Below are 18,054 nucleotides of genomic sequence, written 5' to 3' on the forward strand. Positions count from 1 at the left end.
CGGACTCGCGAACCGAGCGTACTGAAATCGATCACAGAACTGGCGCGACGCGCTCGAACATCATCCGTTCGGAGCACCGTGGGCCCCTTACCGGCTCCCGAACCGGTTCGATCGCGTCCGCCGAACATCCGAGTCACAACAGCGTTCCGGGTGTCCCTATGCCGGAAAGTACCGGGGCTCCACCACACGCACCCCTTCGAGTGAACGCACGAAGTCGGCGCCGAGAGCCGTGGCGGGGGTGCGCGTACCGACCGGAACCTCACCAGCCTCGATCGCGGTGACGACACGCAGCACCGCGTCGGCGGTGAGATCGTAGGTGTCCGGCCCGATCAGCGCGGCACTGACCGCGTTGCCCGCCGCGTCACCGGCCTCGGCGTAGACCTCCACACGGCTGGCCGACCTGCTGCCACGGCCCGGTCCCCGTACGAAGGCGTCGATCGCGGTGTTGGCGATGCGTCGAACCCGGGGTTTGCCGAACAGGTCCCGGGTGACACGCGCGGCGGTCGGATTCATCCGGTCGAGGCCGGGCAGCCCCGCGAAGGCCGTGATGTTGCCGATGCCCGTGGTGCGGTAAGCCGTCGCCACATCCCCCCAGGGCAGCGAGGTCACGACTCGCTGTCCCCCGGGGAAGTCGACCGTGCGTCTGCGCCAACCGACGGGCACGTCACGCAGGGCGCCCTCCAACCGGACCCGACCGCCCAACGACACGCCCTCCAACGCGCTCTTCAGCGTCCCCGGGCTGATGCCACCGGTGGTGGTGAACGCGAGATCGAGATCGGTGGCGTCGGGCAGTTCGGCAGCGACCATCGCGGCCAGGCAGTCGGTCGGCACCACGTCGAAACCGGCGCCGGGCAACAGAGTCACACCCGCGGCCCTGCTCTCGGAGTCCCGCTCGAAGGCGGCCTCGAAAACGTCCACCTCGCCCGTGATGTCCAGGTAGTGGGTCCCGGTACGCAGACAGGCATCGACCATCGGAGCCGAGGTCGCGGAGAACGGACCGGCGCAGTGCGCCACGGTGTCGACCTCCCGCAGGCACGCGTCGAGCCGGTGGGTGTCCCGCAGGTCCAGCGTTCGGTACTCCAGTCCGAGCGGCACTGCGGTGGCGGCGAGTTTGCGGGGGTCCCGTCCGGCGAGCACCGGGCGGTGTCCGCGTCGCACGGCGAGCTCCGCGACCAACCGGCCGGTGTAACCGGTGGCGCCGTAGAGCATCCAGACCATGGGCCAGCCTCCGCGATCGACGGTCGGGTATCACGCCGCGACTAGAGGCGCGCACCGTGTCGGACTCCACGTCGGAACCCGGCACCGTATCGCGCCGAGCGACAAACCTACCCGATCGAGGGAAGTGAGGAAATGATCATCCATCCCCCGAACACCGCGAACAGCGAAGCCGCTCCGTAGCGCACGGCGCGTGAGGACAGGCGCCGAGCCAGCAGCAGGCCGGCAACGATGGCCAGCGCGTCCGCCGCGACCATCCCCAGCGTCGAGCCGAGCCACGTGCCCAGCCAGTCGTGGCGAGTGGCCAGCGTGACGGTTGCCAGCATCGTCTTGTCGCCCAGCTCGGCGAGCATGAACGCCACGGTCACCGCCAGCAGGGCGGCACGGACGCCGCGGCGGGACGCGGCGGCGTCTCCGGAATCGTCGAGTTCGTCGCCACGCAGTGTCCAGAGCGCGAACCCCAGGAAAGCCACGCCCGCGCAGAGCTCCACCCACCCGTTCGGCAGCGCGCTACCGATTCCGAAGCCCAACGCCACGGAAAGGGCGTGCACGAGCACCGTGGCCACGGTGATTCCCAGCAGAACCTGCCAGGCACGGTATCTCGTCGCGAACGTCATGGCGAGCAGTTGCGATTTGTCACCCAGCTCCGCGACGAAAATCGCGACGGAGCTGAGCGCGAGGCTCACGAGCACGTGGGCTCCAAACTTGTCGGGGCGGATCGAACATCCCGCCGCGTCTCATCACCGAAACCGGAGCGAACCCGTGCACAGGCATTTCGGCACGACAGCACCTTTAGGAACACCACTTCCGGTCGGCTTCGCCCACATTACCCACATTCCCGCGAAAATCAACATCCAATGTCGTAAACCACAAATGGATCCAATTGCGCAGAACGACCAAAAATCGATTTCGCCGACCCGAAACAATCGTTTCCCCGAAGCCAGAAAAGAAATGCGTGGCCGCACGACGACAAATACGGCACCACATCACCGCGGCGTCGATTTCTCGCGAAATCGTCGGGAGGGAGGTGGTGCGCCGCGGTCGCGTTCACGGGGTTGTTAGCTGTTCCCGCTCCTGTGTAACTGTGTGCCAAACAGTGTGATACTGTCCGTGGTGAAGGAGTTCGGGGTAGCGAACGCCAAGCCGCCCCGAGGTCCTGATCGTCCGCTACGGCGGCGTCCACGGAGAGTTGCGCCGGGACGGTAAACAAGCCCGCTGGAAACCTCGGTAAGACCAGCTCCGCTGGCGCAGGGTATCGCCACGGGAAGACCGCACCCACGGGTGCGGTCAAGGCCGCGTAGTAATACGACGGCTCAGAGAGTGCACGTTTCTACACACTTTCTGAACGGTTCCCACCGAAAACGCACGAGAATGCGAAGGCGGCGTCACGGACCGAGACCGGAACTGAGACCAAGAGAAGACGAAGCGAGTCCTACCGATCACGGCAGGACTCGTTTTCGCAGCTGACAGAGGGTGGGCGCAGCTGGGATCGAACCAGCGACCCCCTGCTTGTAAGACATCGACGCTTCTGCGCTGTGCTCTGCCTGCGTAAATGCAGGTCGGCTACGAGCGATGCGGCCACAGTTATCGTGTCGCTAAACGATCTTCCTCGTCGTATCCGAACAGTCCGATAACGATCACGGGTATCGCGGGCCTACCCACCTGGACCTCGCACCGCCTACCTCGCGGCGAGACCCGGTCGAGCTGTAAAAACGCCCCCGGGCGCACCGGGGGCGTTTCGCTCTCTGACGATCAGCGGCGATCAGCCGAACCGCTCGCTCTTCACCGCGTCGATGAACGCGGACCACTGCGAGCCGGTGGTGGTGAAGTAGCCCGCGGAGCGGTCCTTCGTGTCACGCACCGCCGCACCATCGGGGATGCGGCCGACCTCGACGCAGTTGGTGTCTTGCCCGCTGTAGGCAGACTTGCGCCAGTTATCGGGGCTGTGCGGTACCGTCATGATGTTGTCTCCATTTCGTCGGCGGCACTGGCGATGAGTTCCGCAGTGGCCTCGGGACTCATCGCCACATCCTTCCGAAGCGTATCCGCCGCCGACTTGTATTCGGTCAGGTCGTCCTCGTTGTACAAGAACACCGATGATCTATGGTGCTCCAGCAGGACGATGGGTGGACTATCGTCGAACTCGTACAGCACGAACGGCCCCGCCGATCCGGGGTGCCAGTCCGTCTTGTTCGGCACTACCTGAATGGTGATGCTGTCCCACCACTCAACGACTTTGAGCAGGTAACGAAGCTGGTCGGCCAACACCGAGTCGCCCCCTACCTGCAGTCGCAACGCTGACTCGCCGATCAGCGCGTGTAGTCGTGTCGGCGGGTTGCCGTTGAAGATGTCGCGGCGGCCGGAGCGAAAGAGGACGCGAGGTTCCACCTGCTCGCGGGGAGCGTCGCCAGCGCCAAGGATCGCCCGCGCATAGTCCGAGGTTTGCAGCAACCCTGGGACGAGCAGCGGCGACCAGTCGATGATGTCCGACGCTGCTCGCTCGCATTCGAGCATTCCGGCCATCTGTTGAGACATGCCAGGGATGCCGGAGGTGAGCCAGTCACTCTCTCCCGCGTTGCGGGCAAGCTCGATGATGCGGTCGCGTTCAGCGGCATCTACACCGAGCCCTGTCAGCACGGTCGCGACGTCTTCGGTTTTTGGCAGGCGATGACCGTGCTCCCATTGCGACACGAGCGTATGCGAGATCCTGACGCTTCTCGCCAGGTCACGCAGGCCAACATTCCGGGAAATTCGTGCTTCTCGAAGTGCCGCTGCCAATGCCCGACCACGTGGCGTTCCGCTGGTTGCAGCCATGAACCAATCGTACAAAGAAATTCAGTACTCAGTGTCGCCCAATCGGGCCATTGTGTACTGGTTTCGCCACCGACATATTGGTCATGCAACCAAGTTGGTTGCGCGAACACACGGAAGGTTACCGATGCCACAGAGATACAAGGTGGCGCACCCGGGAACTCGGGTGCGCTGCTGCCACGAAGGCGGAAACGGATCGGTACGCGTGTGGATCTCGCCGCACACGCCCGACGTGATTCAGATTGACACGCCGACCATCTACAACCAGACACGGTGGACGATCGCGCAAGCAAAGTTGCTGCGGAACGTACTGGACGCAGCGATCCGGGCAGGTGAGCGGGCATGACCCCCGGGGAATTCGCGATGTGGGTCGCGCACGAGCAGTGGCGCATGGAGCAGCTCTCGCACGATATTCCCGGTCGGGTGGCTACCGGTCGGCAGTGCCGCGAGGCCGCTGACGTGTTCGAACTGCTGGCCGACCGTCTCCGGCGCTACGCCGACGAGCTGGACGGTGCCACCGTGATCGAGGGGAGTGGTTCCGATGCCTGAGTCATTACCCGTGTCCTGCCAGGACCACACAGTTCGCAGCCACCATCCGCCACGGCGAGCTCGTCATGCCTACACGGGGCCGGGCGCGCTTACCGTCGAGCGGCTACGACATCAGGCAGGACAGACCATGACCGACGAGGTGCGAGCCGACGCGGCACCCACCGAGATCATGCCCGCGATCGGGCGACCTCGGCGGTCGCACTGGCGCGGGACGCTTCCGCTGTCGGCGGCGGTAAAGCGCCGACCCGGTAGGACCAAGCTACCGGGTCGGCCCACCCAGGATACCGCGCCCGACGAGCGGCCTTCGATGGATCTGCTCGAACGTGCCCTGGCCGGGCTACACGCCCTGTAGAACCACGGTCCGGTGCCGTTGACACCCCCCGACGTCCGGCATCGGGCCGTCCTGCCCGGCCGGTGCCTGCCCCCGAAGGCATCGGCCGGGCGTCCACCCCGATCACGGTTTGGCGAATATCCCCCGGCCGTCGTCGAACCGTTGCCGCCGGGCCGGCTCCCCTGTGACAACCGCCGGCCCAGCGGAATCCAGCCCGGTCCTACCGGGAATGCCCGGCGGTTCCCCCGAACTGTCGGAGACACGTGCAGGGCAGGACTGCCCTGCGAGAAAGGAGAAGTATGACGACGATGTTCACCGATGAGCGGACTGAAGCGTTCGCCTATGACCCGGTGGCCTCGCACTCGGCCCAGTTCCCACTGGCGCGTCCTCAGGAGACACAGCCCGCCGGTCCTGCCCCCCGGCCGTGGGGACTACGGAACATGGTTGCCGTCGGCGATTCGGCCAGCAGGGAACTGAACGGTCGTTACGACCACGATCGCCAGCTCGCTGTCGACGACGAAGGCATGCCGCTGCATGAACTCCACATGGGCATGACCAGCACCAACATGGATGGCAACGAAGGTCCCTCCGAGGACTGGTCGGCCAAGGACTTCGCCCCGGACATGCCCGAGTCGAACTGACCCGAAAGGGCTTCACCCGTGACAGTGCTCATCCTCGCTCGCGACATCGATCCCAGCGCGGACGCGATGGTCGAAGCCGTCCAGCGACGGGGCACGCGGGTGTATCGGGTGAACACCGGATGGTTCCCCGCGCAGCTCGGCCTGGCCGCCGAGCTGCGCGGGGACCGTTGGTGCGGACACCTGACCACTCCCGCGCGCACCATCGATCTGGCCGAAGTCACCGGCGTGTACTACCGCGCGCCCGAGGCGTTCCAGTTCCCGAACGAGTGGGAACCGCAGGTCCGTCAACACGCGTTCCTCGAAGCGAAGTACGGCCTGGGCGGGGTGCTGGCCTCACTGCCGGCCGTGTGGGTCAACCACCCGTCTCGACTGGCCGACGCGGCGTACAAACCGATGCAACTCGCCGCAGCGAGCCAACTCGGCCTGTGCGTACCCGAGACCGCGGTGACCAACGAACCGGCAACGTTCACCTCGTTCGCACGGCGTGGCCGCACGGTGACCAAGATGCTCGGCAACACCAGCCTCACCAACGACGACACCCACTCCGTGGCCTGGACACGCGTACTCGACACGGCTGATCTCGACGACCTGACCGGTATCGAGTCGACAGTGCACCTGGCCCAGCGGTGGGCACCAAAGCAGGCCGAGGCACGCGTCATCGCTGTTGGTGACACAATTACTACTGTGCGTATACATGCGGAGAGCGCTGCGTCACGCGTGGACTGGCGCAGCGACATCAGCGCACTGCACTACGAACTCATCGACCCACCACAGCAGGTCACCGAAGGCGTGCGCGCACTGATGCGGCACTTCGGTCTGCACTATGGCGCGCTGGACTTCGTGATCACACCCGACGAGCAGTGGATCTTTCTGGAGATCAACCCGGGCGGGCAGTACGGGTGGCTCGAGGCTGCCACCGGTGCGGCGATCACCGACCAGTTGGCCGAACTGCTCACCTCAGACCCCACCGACCACGAGGAGCGCCACCGTGTCACTGCGTGAGGACGCCTGGACCGATCTGGCGAGGCGATTGGCCGACCGGCTGGAGGCTGACGGGGCGCTGCACACCCCCGCGTGGAAATCGGCCGTGGCCGCCACGCCCCGCCACGAACTGGTTCCCACCTTCTACCGACAGACCCCGGAGCACTACGAATGGGAGTCCGTGGACACGGCCACGCCGGAGGGCCTGGACGCGGCCTACTCCCCCACCACGCTGGTCACCTCGCTCGACGAGCGAGATCACCCACTGTCCAGCAGCACCAAACCCGACCTCATCGTATCCATGCTGGAACTGCTCGACGTCCACGACCAACACCGGGTGCTGGCCGTGGGCACCGGCTCTGGCTACACCACCGCGCTACTGTGCCACCGGCTCGGTGACCGCAACGTGTGTTCCGTCGACATCGACCCTGCTCTGGTCGAGGCCGCCCGCGACCGGCTGGCCAGCATCGGGCACCATCCCACCCTCGCCTGCCGCGACGGCGCGGACGGACTGCCCGAGCACGCTCCCTACGACCGCATCATCGCCACTTGCTCGGTACCGCGGGTGCCGTGGCCCTGGGCCGACCAGCTCGCTGCAGGCAGCACGGTGCTCGTCAATGTGATGCCCGCAGCGATCAACGCCGGCGGACTCGCTCTCCTCCACCACAGTGGCGACCGGCTGGAAGGCCGGTTCGCCGGCCAGTGGGCCTCGTTCATGGGAATGCGCAGTGCCGATTCGACCGCCCCCACCGAGCACCGACCGCCCGATACCGGCAACTCCCGCAGCCGGACGACGGCCACACCACCCACTCCCTGGTGGGACAACACCGTGGTGTGGCTGCTGGCCCAGTTCCACGGGCTGCCCGCCGGCGTCACAATCGGCATGCGCCTCGACCCGGACACCGCCCAACCGGCCGCGGCCACCATGACCGCCCCCGACGGCTCGGCCGCCGACATCACCCTCACCGCCTCCGGCGACGGTCGACACGAGGTCACCGAAACCGGCCCCACCCCGCTGTGGGAACCCGTCGAACACGCCCACCGCACCTGGCTGACCCACGGCAAACCCGAATGGCCCCGCCTCGGCATCACCGCCACCGCCCACCACCAGTGGCTCTGGATGGACCACCCCGACAGCGCCGTCCACTGGCCCCTGTAACCACGAAAGAAGCGCCCCGGACTGAAGAGTCCGGGGCGCTTCGTGGGCTCTGCCTCGACACGGATAACGATGTGTTCGATGACGCAGACACAGACGAGTGCGGTAGGGCATGATAGGGCTTGAGAGGAGGTGTGTGTCATGGAAGCCGGTGAGGTCTACTTGGACATCAATGGACCGCATGGCCAGATGGACCCTCGAGCACTCACTGAGGGCCTTAACCACCTGCTCAAGCTCTTAGAGAAGCTGCAGCCTGCGGATGACAAGCCGGAATGGAACATCACTGGTCTTCAGCTCGGTTCGTACAAGGTCGAACTGCGAGGACGACCTGACGTCGCGACCACTGTAAGCCGCGGTCTTGATGAACTTGCCGAACGCCCTGGTATCCCCACTGGGTGGTCACCTGATGCGGTTCGTCAAGTCACCAAGCTAGGCAAGGTCCGCGAGAAGCGTGGGGTCGATGATGTGCGAATCGCCCTCGGTAAAACACTGGCTCTCATCGACGAAGCACTGTTGCATAATGCGGAAAAGAGTCTAGAGCGTTGGCCCGACTCCATCGGGTCTATCCAGGGTCGGTTGTTTCGATACAACGACTCGACCTGGATAGCTGGGGTGACCGATGAAGTAACCCTGCAAACCGTCGAGATCAAGGTGCCCGACGAGCTCAGGAGAACAGTCGCCAGTGCAGTGACCTATGACGTGTGCGCATGGGGGATGATGCACCACAACGCGGACGGACAAGTCGATCGAATCACGCTGGAAAAGATCGACGTATTGCCCGACCCTGGGCCTCCAGCGCGAATCGATGAACTAGTTAACATTCTCGGCAGCGATTGGACGGGTGGAATGGACCCGGTCGAGGTGGTGCGTAGGCAGCGTGACTGATCTGTTGCCACGGGTGGCGGCCGACACCTGCGTCATCCTCGCGACGTTGCTGGAGCCGGATCCCCATCAACAACGACAGGAACCATCCAAATGGGTGTTCGAGCAGCACGGCCTCTTACACACTGTCGTGCTTCCCTCGATCGTTGCCCCAGAGTTGCTGGGAGCTGGAGCAATACGAGGCGATCATGGCGGGAAGCACGAGCGAGCTCAACGTATCCAGCGAGCCCAGGAGTGGCTAAACCGCAGGACGTACGTGTTCGTCTCGATTGACCAACGCGTCGCACGACGAGCTGCTGAGCTGGCACCGGAACATGACCTCAAGGGGTTTGACGCCTCCATACTTGCGGCCGCCGAACTCGCACGTTGCGAAACTCTTTACACCTGGGACAACGACTTACTGAAGATCGGCGACAAGATCAGCGGCCTAACCGTGTGCGAGCCACAGATCCCAGACAGTTCGACCTCAGACAGCTCCGAGGATCAACTCAGTCTCGAGATCTAGACACGCACACGCCTCTGACCTCCGTGCCAACCACCGGGGCACATCTATCACTGGTTGTAGTTCGGCTCGACAACCGAGCCGAACACCAGCCGTCGCACCCATCGGGGCAGACGGAGTTCGAACCACCGGGCCGCAGCGTAGAGCAGCCCTCCTACGATCGGCACCGAACCCGCCATCAGGCTGGCCTGGATCTCCGGAGCCATGCTGGCGGGCACGATCTCGGCTGTGACCAGCCAGCCCACCACCGCGCCCCATACCATGGGTAGCCAGGTGCGCGCCACACTGCGCAGGTAGTCACGACTCATCCGAACCACCCCCGACGATGCGCTGTCCGACACGCAGGGCGATGGCGTCGGCGGCCTGCTCGTAGCCGGCGCCGAGCCCGTTGGCGACCTCGTCGCGCACCACCTGGCGCAGCTGCTCCGTGCTCATCGCACCTGATCCATCAGCGGAGAACAGGTCGTAAGCGAAGCGGTTGGTATCCAGAATGGAATCGGTCAGGCTGAAGGTCACATCGCTTCCGGGCACCCTGCTCTGGTGCGTCTTTTCGGTGAGTACGTCCCGCACAGCGCGGGCGGCGTCGTCGTAGGACACGTCGGATTCCTCCGTGAGAACTCGTCGGATGAAGTCATCGGACCGGCTGGTGGACCAGCCGGGGTCGATGTGGGAGGTCTGGCCCCAGGCGAGGCCGACGTTTTCGTGGTCGGTGATCCCGCGGCCGCCGGCGGTGAGGTCGTCGGGGTAGAGCCAGACCATGGGAATGTCGTAGGCCCGGCACAGCTGGCGGACCAGCTCGGCGGCGCGGTCGAGCATCGCCTGGTGCTGCTCGTCGTCCCACCGGGCGTCAGGCCCGGACTGCGGATCGCACAGCTCGACGCCGATCGAACCGTCGTTCGGCGGCGCGTGGTAGGCGATGGTGTGGTCGTAGACGTACTGGTACGTCTCGCACGGGTCGACGCCGTAGTGGCAGCTCGCCCACCGACCTTCAGAATCCGACGGCTCCTGCAGATCCCGGAAGTACGCGCCCAAGTCCTTGGCTGCGCCGCAGTAGGTGCCGGGCTTCACCGTGCCGTGAATGACGATCCGATCGATGCGCTCCTGCGGCCCGCCGGTCAGGTTGGCGGGAATATAGGGCGGTGAGGGTGGCATGTCAGCCTCCGGTCAACGTGACGAGGGTGGGAACCCAACCGAGAACAGCGCCGATGATGGCCACCAGTAGGGCCCACCGGAGCCCGCGGTCGCGGGTGCGGGCGGCCTGCAGGTTGGCGAGGTTCTGCTCGGCCTGGGCAACTCGGTGCTCGAGGACTGCTACCCGCGGGCCGTGTTCGGCCATGTGCGATCGCATTTCCGAGGTGATGGCGGACAGATCGCTGCGAATCGCTGCCAACTCGTCCTGCATGCTTGTTCGCAGCCCGTCCAGCTGTTCCTTGACGTAGCCCAGCGCCACGTCGGTCGGTGTCTCAGTCATGGGTCTCCTTCGGAGCGACGGAATAGGCCGGTGTGCTGTGTACCGACGTCCACGGAATGTCTCCTTTATGCGAGGGCGAACCAGTAGATCTGATTCGAACTTGTCCAGAAACTCGACGCCATGTTCGCGCTGGACCCGATCGCGTTCGTGGTCTGTGCGAAACAGCTGTACACCGTGGGTTCCGGGTTGATGATCGGCTGCATCCCGGTGGCCGGGCTGGTCGAGGTAAGGCTCGGCGCGGCGTCGTAGCCGGTGGCACGCATGCCGAGTGCCACCACCTGCCCCCGTGATAGGGAGACCGAGCTCGGTAGCGCGATCACGGCGAGCTGGTTACTGGTGACCGCGTCCACATCGGTAAACGTCGCGGTTACCGCGGTGAGAGTGTTCGTGTCGGGTCCGGTGTAGAACCTCATTTCGAAATCACCGGTACCGGACGTGTTGTCGGCGGCGACGTTGACGCCGAGCCGCACCTCGGAGACGGTCACGGCCTGCGGCGAAATAGCAGCCACCATCGTCAGATAACCGTTCGACAAAGGCTCAATGCTGCGGCCAAATCGGGTCATGCTCGAGATTTGATCGCCGTATCGAGCGTCATCACCGGCGTTCGAATAGAGGTTCAGCCGGTCCTCGACGGTAATAATCCGTGAATTGTTCGCGGCGATGTCGTCGGTGTTGGCGTTGAGCTGGTCGATCAGCCCGTTTTGGTGGGTCGAGCTGGCAACGCTGCCAGGCTCGACGTGCGAAATCGTTGCCATCGCGTCTAGCTCCAGATGAGTGATTGTCCCCAAATGCCATATGCGGGGTCGTCCCAGATTCCCTGCACAGGATCGCGTACGATCTCCACCGACAGCGTGTCGGTCAGTCCGCTATTAGCCGAGAATTTTCTACTGATCCCGTAGATCTGGGCACGGAACGTTCCGAATCCCTCGCGGGAAGTAGTGTCGACGATCTCGATCGTGTCGCCCAACTGCAGGCGCGGATCCCCGGGTATGTCGATGTCGTCGGTAGTCGGGACCGGTTCGGCAGTACGCGCCAATAGCTCCGAGGCGAGCCCCTCGACCTGACCAGTGTCGTGATGCCAATCGCCGGACAATTTTAAGTTCCTGCGCCCGTACTTTTGGACCGAGGTCGTGTCGCGCATCGTGGTGGTGGTGCTACCGCGATCCTCTAGGAGCGACCCCATGATGCGCAGCGCACCTCGTGACTCCCCTCCCGACGAGGTCGGGTCCATCGCGAGTCGCATCGGGAATGCGAACCCGTTACTGATTTGGAACGTTAGTTGCCCGTCACGGTCGAGCCAGCAGTACTGGATATTGAGCAAATCCTTGAACTGATCCTCTGACCAGGTTTCGTTTTCCAGCCATTGCGGCACGAATCCATGTGCGACCTGGTCGGACCATTGTGCGAATCCGCTCCCCTCGTCGCCGAGGGTGTCATGCTGGACCAGTGTCCACGGGCGGGGAAGCACAATATTGTCTACGGGAATGCGGAATCGATTGTCCTGTTCATCGTTGCTGGCTGGCACCCGAAACAGGTCGGGATCGTCGGCCTCGTAGGCGATGCCGTTCACACCGATGGTGGTTTGCGTTTCGATGGTGTATACGTTGCGGACGCTGTCGAGGTTTGTCGACATCTCGAGCGATGACAGGCCGTCCACGGTGAGCGTGCGCACCGCATTGTTACGTTTCTGTGCGAGGCGGTCGCGGTTCCAAAACCTGAAAATACCGTATTCGTCCCAGAAAGCTGCGCCCGCTTCGGCGTCGGCTACGTCTTTGATGATGGTCCACGCGTCGTCGCCGGAACGGGCACGTGGGAAATGCGTCAGCTTGTTTTTCGAGGTGTCCAACGCTGCCTGGTAATCCGTGGTTTTCACCAGCGTGTCCACGCTTTGGCGGGCGTCTGCCCAGTCGTTGTGCTGATACATCAGGTCGTTGAACCTGACTACTCGATGAACCGTGACGAGGCCGATGAGTGGATCCCACGGAGTCGACTCCGGCGGCGGATCCGTCGAGAACTGCACCCACGGATTCGGAGTGCGGTCGAAACCGACATAGGCGCGCAGCCCATTTTCGGGGCTGTGCTCGAATGCTGCCTCGACGTGCACCGAGTCCTGCCCTGTGGGGATGGTGTAGCGCTGGGTGGTGTGGAACGTGCCGGCTTCCAGATCGCGCCACAGCAGCCATACATCTCCCTCGGAGACGTACATTTCGATGTCGCGCCGACTGAGTCGTACTCCGATGAGTGGGACATCGTTGGTGGTGTGTTGCGCACCGGAGCGGGTGACGAGCTGTACTGACAGATAGTGCGTGTTGTCGGGAAACAATGTGTCCCGATCATCGACCCAGTATTTCGATAGGTAATCCGCGTCATGATCGTTGAAGCACAACGGTAGTGGTGCTTGCGGATCGTCCGACAATGCCGAATCCTGTACGCCGTCGACAACGTACATGTCCGGCGCGCCGCCCTCGACATTCGGAAATCGTTGGGCGGTGAAATTGTCGTACCACCCTACGCTGGGGGCGAGGCCGCCGGTTCCGGTGATGACGCAACGCGCCTTGTTGATGTCCTGCGTGTCCCCTTCCTGGATCTCCAGATCCGACCAGGTCATCCATGTCTGCCCGGTCGGGGACACCCCGCACGACCGCAGCGCATGGTCGATCAACCACTGCCCATCGCAGAGCTGAGCCTGCCTGCGCCCCTGGTCCTGCCAGTAACGCGACACCGCCCACCGGGGCATGGATACGGGGGACCGGGTTTTCTCTTCTCGATCCAGCGCGGTGAGGCTGACCGTGCCGTCGTCGCGGGTGATCCTCGGCCGTCGGGTCACACCGACCATCTGACGGTAGGTCACCGTGCCGCCTTCGGTGTGCACCTCGATGTCGTAGGTGATCTCGCAGCCCGCGAGCTCGGCGCCGTAAACCGGTCCGTGCGGGTTGAAGCGTGACATCGCGGACGCGAGTGGCATCCCGTCGTAGGTTCCAGCCAGGGTTATCGACAGCTCGGCGGCGGCCGAGCCGGACACGACCGGCACCTCGTCCGGGATGGACGAGGACCACGCCCGCCCCACGGAGATGTCCTCGACGTAGGGTGACAGGTCCGACAGCGGGTGGTCATAGAGTCCGTTGCGGTTCCAGTCGACACGCAGCACCGCCGAGAACTCGCGTTCGTTCCCCTCGATCACGTCTGCGGCCTCCTGGCCGCCGTGGGTCTGCACCGGTCACACCTCCATCAGGGTCAGCTCGGGGGTCACGTACGGCACGTAGGGACGGGTGGTCGGCATCTCGTCGACCACCACCACCGGGGCTCCCCCACCCTGCGTCCAGTCCGAGGCCGACGCAGCGGCCTCCACCTGCGCGGCGGCCAGCGTGATTTCCGACGAGCCGGACGGCTGGGAAACCAGCAGCACCGCCGGGGACACAGCCCACGTGGCCACGCCGGGTGTGGTGGTCACCGACAACCGGGTCCACGTGTCGGCGGTCAGGGTCACCGGGTCGGCCAGCGTCGGACTGCCCAGATAGCCCCCGCCCGCCCCGTCGTCGCCGTAGTGGTTGAGTCCGAGCTGCACCTCGTCTTCCGCGGTGGAGCGCACGTAGAGCGAAGCGGTGACGGTCTCGCCCTCGAGCACAGGGGCGGGCCTGCCCCGGTCGATCCGGATCGCCTCCCCCGGCCCGGCGTTGACCCACCGCACCCCGCGGCCCACCGGCGGGGCCGCCGACGGCCAGGCACCCGTCCCTGTGAGGCTGCCACCGGTGGCGTCCAGGGTGGACAGATCCTGCCCGCCCCGCGACATCGACGCCGAGCTCCGGGAGAGCCGGTTGCGGCCGATGTCCGCCGGCCACAGCAGCCGCAGCGGCCCCGGCACGTGCCGCTCGTGGATCGCCTGGAAGAACGCGTACTCGTCCGGGCGCATGCGGGGCAGCGCCAGGGTGTGGGTGAGCTGGGTGCCGAGGTAGTCAACGGTGCGCCGCCCGGACAGGGCGGTGTGGGTGCCGCCGATGCGTGTCGGTTTCGTGCTGATGTCGGTGCGAGGGCGGATCTGGCGCAGCCCACCGAGCCGTCCGAGATAGGTGGTGGCCACGTCATCGCCTCCTGTCTGATGCGTTGATGTCGTTGACGACGTGGGCCAGCACGCGCCCGCCGCGCCGGTCGATGACCAGCTCGTCGGGCATCCCCTCGGTCACCGCCTGGCGCAGCGCGGCCAGCAGCTCCGGCGAGACCGCCGTGTCCTGCTCCCGCGCCGAACGTGGTTCGGGGGTGGGCATGGTCGCGGCCGCGGAGGCCATGTCGCGGGTGGCCGCCTCGACCGAGCCGGTGTTGGCGTCGATCCCGACGGCCAGCCCTTCCGGGACCCACTGGCCCAGCTCGGCCATCACCTTCGAGGGCGAGCTGATGCCGAGCACGTCGGCGACCGGTCCGGGAACGATGTTGGACACCAGTCCCTTGATCTTGCGGCCGACCCAGCCGGCCATGGACTTGATGCCGTCCCAGAGTCCGCGGATGATGTCGCGCCCGGCATCCAGCAGCAGCGAACCCAGGTTGCCCAGCGCGGACAGGATGCGGTCCGGTAGGCCGCGCACCCATACGACCAGCTCAGCGGCCTTGCGCACGGCCCAGTCGTAGGCCGACTGGAACGCGTTTCGGACCGCGCGCCACACGGCACGACCGGCTCCGGTCACCGTGTCGACGATCCAGCCCCACGCCTTCGCCACCCAGTCGGAAACTGCTCGCCACGCCTTGACCGTCCACCTTTTCACGCGGTCCCAGTTGGCGATGATCAACGCGACCAGGGCAATGACAGCAGCGATGACCCAGCCGACCGGGCCCATCGCGACCAGCCAGGACGCGGCCATGACCACGGCCCGGGCCATGGCTCCGGCTGCCATGATCGCCCACTGGGCCACCACCCGGGCGGCCATGACCGTCATCTGCGCCAGCGCGCGGCTGGCCATCAACACGAACTGTGCTGTCACCCGGGCGGCCATGATCGTGGTTTTCGCGATTGCCCGGGCGGCCATCACTGCGAATCGTGCCGCCACCCGGGCGGTGAACCGGGCAACGCTGGCCGTGGCAGCTCCGATCGCGCTCTTGAGTCTGTCGAGTCCTTTCAGGATGCGGTTGACCGCTTTTCCCTGGGTCGTCGCGCTGGTGAGGAACGCTCCACCGAGCCGGCCCAGCACTGCGATCAGCGGGGAGAACTTCTTGATCAGCACTCCGGCCACCAGGCTCGCAGCGAGGAAACCCGTGACCACCTGCTGCACCGGTGCCGGTAGTGCGGTGAACCAGGAGACGACGTCGGCTACGGCAGAGGCCACGATCGGCAGCATCGTGGCCAGGTGCCCGGAGATCATCTGCAGCACCTGGAAGACCTGCGCGAGCTGCTCCTGCCCCTCGGCGGAGTTGGCCCAGGTGGCGAACTGGTCGCTCAGCTGCACCAACGTGGCCAGGAAGTCGCCGCCGCTGGCATCAGCCGCGGACAACATCGCTTTCAGCCCCGAGCCGACGTTACCGGCGATGGTGCCCAGCTGCCGCAGCGTCTCCAACCCGGAGTGCATCCACTCCTCGAGCTGGCCGGACTCGCGGGCAGCGGAGACGAAATCGGCGAACCGTTGCGCCGCGTCCCCGGCGCCGCCGGTGACGTCCGCCAGGACCGAGGAGCCCACGGCCGCGATGTCGCGCAGCGCCGACAGCAGCGGTTCGACCGCGTCGGTGGTGTTGTCCAGCGTCGTCTGGGTGTCGGCCAGAATGGCCTCCACGTCGGAAACCGTCTGGGCCTGCTGCAGAAACCCGCTGGCTTCCATGGCCGCGTCGTTGAACGAGCCGGCGAGAGCGGTCATGCCGGTGTTCAGCACCGGAATGTAGGTCGATCCCAGCGTCTCGATCTCGCCGGAGACTCCGGCGAAGGCGGACTGCTGCACACTGTCGGCCAGCCCGGACCACTCGTCGGACAGGGCCCGCACTTCGCGCGCCGCCGCGGCCGCGTTCGGGGACAGCTGCGCCACCGATTCGGCGAACTTCTCCGGATCGTCCATGTTCGACAGCGCGTCGCCGAACCCGGACGTGGCCACCGCCAGGGTGCCCATCGCGGCCCCGCCGGCCGCGGCCGCGCCGGGCAGCATCCACAGCGCCCCGGCCGCCGGCACCACCGCCGCGGTCAACCCGCTGGCGGAATTGGCCAGCGACGCGAACGCAGCATACTTGCCCACCCGCGACAGGGACTTACCGAACGAGGCGACCTTCTTCGACGTCGCGTCGACGTCGCTGCGGAACCGTGACAGCCGCCTCTCGGCACGGCCGATGCTGTTGGTGAAGTCGCCCTCGTCCATGCCCAGCGAGACGAGCAACCTTTGCAGGGTGGCCACGAGCACCACCCCCTCGCGCTATGTTGTGTGGTTCGTGCCGCCCAGCCGGGCGGTGATCGCCTTGGCCTGGGCGAACATCTCGTCCGCGGTCTGCTGCCGCGTCGCCATGGCCTTGTCCCACTGCGGCAGGAACTCGGCCGGTTTCTTCGGGGGGCCTTTACTGCGGTTGGCGTTGGTGATCGCGGCAGTGATCATGGCCGCGTGCACGTCGCCCCGAGCTCCGCCGAGCGGTCCCTCGAGGCGTTCGAACGCCTGCCACTCGGCAAGCTCGCGAGCGGTGATGCGAGTTAGGAGTTCGTCGACGGTGTATCCGAGGTGCGCGGCCAGGCGAAAGGCGAACCTCCGGCCTGGCCGCGTCCTCATTCCCCCGTGAGTTCGTCCACGTCCTTGTCGGACATGCCGGAGACCCGCTGGGCCACGGTGAAGATCGCATCCAACGCAGCGGCGTTCTTGCCCGACAGCGCCTCGAGATCGGTCTCGGCGAACAGCCGCCGGCCCTGCTCGTCGACCACCGACGCGGCCACCACCCGCGCCCGCAGGTTGTCGAGCTTGGCCTTGCCGTCCTTGCCGATCATGTGCGCTTCGATGCGGTCGCGCTCTTTACCGGTGAGGCTGGTGACGCGCACCGTCCCGTCCCACTGGGGCACCGACACGATCTCGGTGACCTCGTCGTCGCAGGCCAGGATCGCCTCACGGGTGAGCAATGTCGACTCGGCGCTCTGGTCGGTGGTGGTCATGCGGGGGCTCCTTCGAACGTTTCGGGCTTACCGGAGACCTGCAGGGTGACCTCGCAGGCGAGCTTGTCGTCGGTGGGCGCTTCCGGGGAGAACCCGGTCATGATCGCGCCGAAGGTCATGTAGCCGATCGAATTCGGCCAGACGATGCGCCACGGCCGCGGGTCGTCCTGGTCGTACTCGGCCAGCAGCGTGTCGTGTTCGCGCGGGTCGTAGTTCAGCTCGAGCGATACTTCGCCGCCGTTTTTCAAGCCGCCCCTGAATTCCTGCCACCCACCGGGGGAATCGTGGGCGGTGACGTCGACGGTTTCGCGTTCCGTTTCCGGGCCGCCGACGTTGGTCACGTTCGCAATCGGGGTGTAGGCCCCGGCCCCGTCGCCGAGTTCGGCGATCACCCCGAAGCCGTTCAGTCCCGCCATGGG

At 65.6% G+C, this 18,054-nt stretch carries 21 protein-coding genes; 7 read left to right on the forward strand and 14 right to left on the reverse strand.

The window, feature by feature from the left end:
• Nucleotides 1–156 precede the first annotated feature (156 nt).
• From BM150_RS20760 to BM150_RS20775, 4 genes are all read right to left on the reverse strand, one after another.
• On the reverse strand, nt 157–1,218 hold the full coding sequence (locus BM150_RS20760; RefSeq protein ID WP_092929185.1) for a saccharopine dehydrogenase family protein: 1,062 nt from the start codon (nt 1,216–1,218) through the stop codon (nt 157–159).
• 107 nt (nt 1,219–1,325) lie between these two features.
• Nucleotides 1,326–1,907 (reverse strand): TMEM165/GDT1 family protein, encoded by a 582-nt coding sequence (locus BM150_RS20765; protein ID WP_092929187.1) that lies wholly within the window; start codon nt 1,905–1,907, stop codon nt 1,326–1,328.
• 1,070 nt (nt 1,908–2,977) lie between these two features.
• Nucleotides 2,978–3,175 carry a DUF397 domain-containing protein gene (locus BM150_RS20770; RefSeq protein ID WP_092929189.1) on the reverse strand — a complete coding sequence of 66 codons (198 nt, stop codon included), beginning with the start codon at nt 3,173–3,175 and terminating at the stop codon, nt 2,978–2,980.
• Nucleotides 3,172–4,029: a helix-turn-helix domain-containing protein gene (locus BM150_RS20775; protein WP_217641795.1), complete on the reverse strand. Its 858-nt coding sequence runs from the start codon at nt 4,027–4,029 to the stop codon at nt 3,172–3,174. Before BM150_RS20775 ends, BM150_RS20770 begins: the two co-directional genes overlap by 4 nt.
• Before the next feature lie 339 nt (nt 4,030–4,368).
• Here BM150_RS20775 and BM150_RS20780 point away from each other — a divergent pair, with 339 nt between their 5' ends.
• The 7 genes from BM150_RS20780 (at nt 4,369) to BM150_RS20805 (ending at nt 9,071) form a co-directional block, all read left to right on the forward strand.
• The gene (locus tag BM150_RS20780; protein ID WP_092929193.1) at nt 4,369–4,575 is read left to right on the forward strand and encodes a hypothetical protein; all 207 of its coding nucleotides are present in this window, start codon (nt 4,369–4,371) and stop codon (nt 4,573–4,575) included.
• Nucleotides 4,568–4,927 (forward strand): hypothetical protein, encoded by a 360-nt coding sequence (locus BM150_RS23870; protein ID WP_139219605.1) that lies wholly within the window; start codon nt 4,568–4,570, stop codon nt 4,925–4,927. The genes BM150_RS20780 and BM150_RS23870 overlap by 8 nt, the downstream gene beginning before the upstream one ends.
• Before the next feature lie 278 nt (nt 4,928–5,205).
• Nucleotides 5,206–5,547 carry a putative ATP-grasp-modified RiPP gene (gene tgmA / locus BM150_RS20790; protein WP_245755651.1) on the forward strand — a complete coding sequence of 114 codons (342 nt, stop codon included), beginning with the start codon at nt 5,206–5,208 and terminating at the stop codon, nt 5,545–5,547.
• Nucleotides 5,548–5,565: 18 nt separating this feature from the next.
• Nucleotides 5,566–6,549, forward strand: coding sequence for an ATP-grasp ribosomal peptide maturase (gene tgmB, locus BM150_RS20795; protein ID WP_092929197.1), 984 nt, complete (start codon nt 5,566–5,568; stop codon nt 6,547–6,549).
• Nucleotides 6,536–7,687 carry a methyltransferase domain-containing protein gene (locus BM150_RS20800; protein WP_092929199.1) on the forward strand — a complete coding sequence of 384 codons (1,152 nt, stop codon included), beginning with the start codon at nt 6,536–6,538 and terminating at the stop codon, nt 7,685–7,687. Before tgmB ends, BM150_RS20800 begins: the two co-directional genes overlap by 14 nt.
• Before the next feature lie 138 nt (nt 7,688–7,825).
• Nucleotides 7,826–8,569 carry a hypothetical protein gene (locus BM150_RS23875; RefSeq protein ID WP_139219606.1) on the forward strand — a complete coding sequence of 248 codons (744 nt, stop codon included), beginning with the start codon at nt 7,826–7,828 and terminating at the stop codon, nt 8,567–8,569.
• The gene (locus BM150_RS20805) at nt 8,562–9,071 is read left to right on the forward strand and encodes a type II toxin-antitoxin system VapC family toxin (protein WP_175496948.1); all 510 of its coding nucleotides are present in this window, start codon (nt 8,562–8,564) and stop codon (nt 9,069–9,071) included. Before BM150_RS23875 ends, BM150_RS20805 begins: the two co-directional genes overlap by 8 nt.
• Before the next feature lie 47 nt (nt 9,072–9,118).
• On the opposite strand, the gene BM150_RS20810 is transcribed toward BM150_RS20805, so the two are convergent.
• The 10 genes from BM150_RS20810 to BM150_RS20855 all read right to left on the reverse strand — a co-directional run bounded on the left by BM150_RS20810 (nt 9,119) and on the right by BM150_RS20855 (nt 18,051).
• Nucleotides 9,119–9,376 carry a hypothetical protein gene (locus BM150_RS20810; protein ID WP_092929203.1) on the reverse strand — a complete coding sequence of 86 codons (258 nt, stop codon included), beginning with the start codon at nt 9,374–9,376 and terminating at the stop codon, nt 9,119–9,121.
• Entirely contained in the window at nt 9,366–10,220 is an 855-nt protein-coding gene (locus tag BM150_RS20815) for a peptidoglycan recognition protein family protein (RefSeq protein ID WP_092929205.1), read from the reverse strand. The genes BM150_RS20810 and BM150_RS20815 overlap by 11 nt, the downstream gene beginning before the upstream one ends.
• Nucleotide 10,221: 1 nt before the next feature.
• A complete protein-coding gene (locus BM150_RS20820) occupies nt 10,222–10,539 on the reverse strand; it encodes a hypothetical protein (protein ID WP_092929207.1) in 318 nt (105 codons plus the stop codon).
• Nucleotides 10,540–10,604: 65 nt separating this feature from the next.
• Nucleotides 10,605–11,294 carry a hypothetical protein gene (locus BM150_RS20825; RefSeq protein WP_092929209.1) on the reverse strand — a complete coding sequence of 230 codons (690 nt, stop codon included), beginning with the start codon at nt 11,292–11,294 and terminating at the stop codon, nt 10,605–10,607.
• A gap of 5 nt (nt 11,295–11,299) precedes the next feature.
• Nucleotides 11,300–13,753 carry a hypothetical protein gene (locus BM150_RS20830; protein ID WP_092929211.1) on the reverse strand — a complete coding sequence of 818 codons (2,454 nt, stop codon included), beginning with the start codon at nt 13,751–13,753 and terminating at the stop codon, nt 11,300–11,302.
• A gap of 3 nt (nt 13,754–13,756) precedes the next feature.
• Entirely contained in the window at nt 13,757–14,617 is an 861-nt protein-coding gene (locus tag BM150_RS20835) for a hypothetical protein (protein ID WP_092929213.1), read from the reverse strand.
• 1 nt (nt 14,618) lies between these two features.
• A complete protein-coding gene (locus BM150_RS20840; RefSeq protein WP_139219607.1) occupies nt 14,619–16,898 on the reverse strand; it encodes a phage tail protein in 2,280 nt (759 codons plus the stop codon).
• An 18-nt stretch (nt 16,899–16,916) separates the two neighbouring features.
• Nucleotides 16,917–17,261, reverse strand: a complete 345-nt coding sequence (locus BM150_RS20845; RefSeq protein WP_092929217.1) for a phage tail assembly protein T — start codon at nt 17,259–17,261, stop codon at nt 16,917–16,919.
• Nucleotides 17,258–17,635, reverse strand: a complete 378-nt coding sequence (locus BM150_RS20850; protein WP_092929219.1) for a hypothetical protein — start codon at nt 17,633–17,635, stop codon at nt 17,258–17,260. The genes BM150_RS20845 and BM150_RS20850 overlap by 4 nt, the downstream gene beginning before the upstream one ends.
• On the reverse strand, nt 17,632–18,051 hold the full coding sequence (locus BM150_RS20855; protein WP_092929221.1) for a phage tail tube protein: 420 nt from the start codon (nt 18,049–18,051) through the stop codon (nt 17,632–17,634). The genes BM150_RS20850 and BM150_RS20855 overlap by 4 nt, the downstream gene beginning before the upstream one ends.
• Between the last annotated feature and the right edge of the window lie 3 nt (nt 18,052–18,054).

Source organism: Actinopolyspora alba (genome assembly GCF_900112765.1).
Taxonomy (GTDB): Bacteria; Actinomycetota; Actinomycetes; order Mycobacteriales; family Pseudonocardiaceae; genus Actinopolyspora; species Actinopolyspora alba.

What these genes read in the sequence shown, in the direction of transcription:
- BM150_RS20760 (WP_092929185.1), bottom strand. Translation starts at nt 1,218, where the DNA reads ATGGTCTGGATGCTCTACGGCGCCACCGGTTACACCGGCCGGTTGGTC.
- BM150_RS20770 (WP_092929189.1), bottom strand. Translation starts at nt 3,175, where the DNA reads ATGACGGTACCGCACAGCCCCGATAACTGGCGCAAGTCTGCCTACAGC.
- BM150_RS20775 (WP_217641795.1), bottom strand. Translation starts at nt 4,029, where the DNA reads ATGGCTGCAACCAGCGGAACGCCACGTGGTCGGGCATTGGCAGCGGCA.
- BM150_RS20780 (WP_092929193.1), top strand. Translation starts at nt 4,369, where the DNA reads ATGACCCCCGGGGAATTCGCGATGTGGGTCGCGCACGAGCAGTGGCGC.
- BM150_RS23870 (WP_139219605.1), top strand. Translation starts at nt 4,568, where the DNA reads ATGCCTGAGTCATTACCCGTGTCCTGCCAGGACCACACAGTTCGCAGC.
- tgmA (WP_245755651.1), top strand. Translation starts at nt 5,206, where the DNA reads ATGACGACGATGTTCACCGATGAGCGGACTGAAGCGTTCGCCTATGAC.
- BM150_RS23875 (WP_139219606.1), top strand. Translation starts at nt 7,826, where the DNA reads ATGGAAGCCGGTGAGGTCTACTTGGACATCAATGGACCGCATGGCCAG.
- BM150_RS20810 (WP_092929203.1), bottom strand. Translation starts at nt 9,376, where the DNA reads ATGAGTCGTGACTACCTGCGCAGTGTGGCGCGCACCTGGCTACCCATG.
- BM150_RS20815 (WP_092929205.1), bottom strand. Translation starts at nt 10,220, where the DNA reads ATGCCACCCTCACCGCCCTATATTCCCGCCAACCTGACCGGCGGGCCG.
- BM150_RS20820 (WP_092929207.1), bottom strand. Translation starts at nt 10,539, where the DNA reads ATGACTGAGACACCGACCGACGTGGCGCTGGGCTACGTCAAGGAACAG.
- BM150_RS20825 (WP_092929209.1), bottom strand. Translation starts at nt 11,294, where the DNA reads ATGGCAACGATTTCGCACGTCGAGCCTGGCAGCGTTGCCAGCTCGACC.
- BM150_RS20845 (WP_092929217.1), bottom strand. Translation starts at nt 17,261, where the DNA reads ATGAGGACGCGGCCAGGCCGGAGGTTCGCCTTTCGCCTGGCCGCGCAC.
- BM150_RS20850 (WP_092929219.1), bottom strand. Translation starts at nt 17,635, where the DNA reads ATGACCACCACCGACCAGAGCGCCGAGTCGACATTGCTCACCCGTGAG.
- BM150_RS20855 (WP_092929221.1), bottom strand. Translation starts at nt 18,051, where the DNA reads ATGGCGGGACTGAACGGCTTCGGGGTGATCGCCGAACTCGGCGACGGG.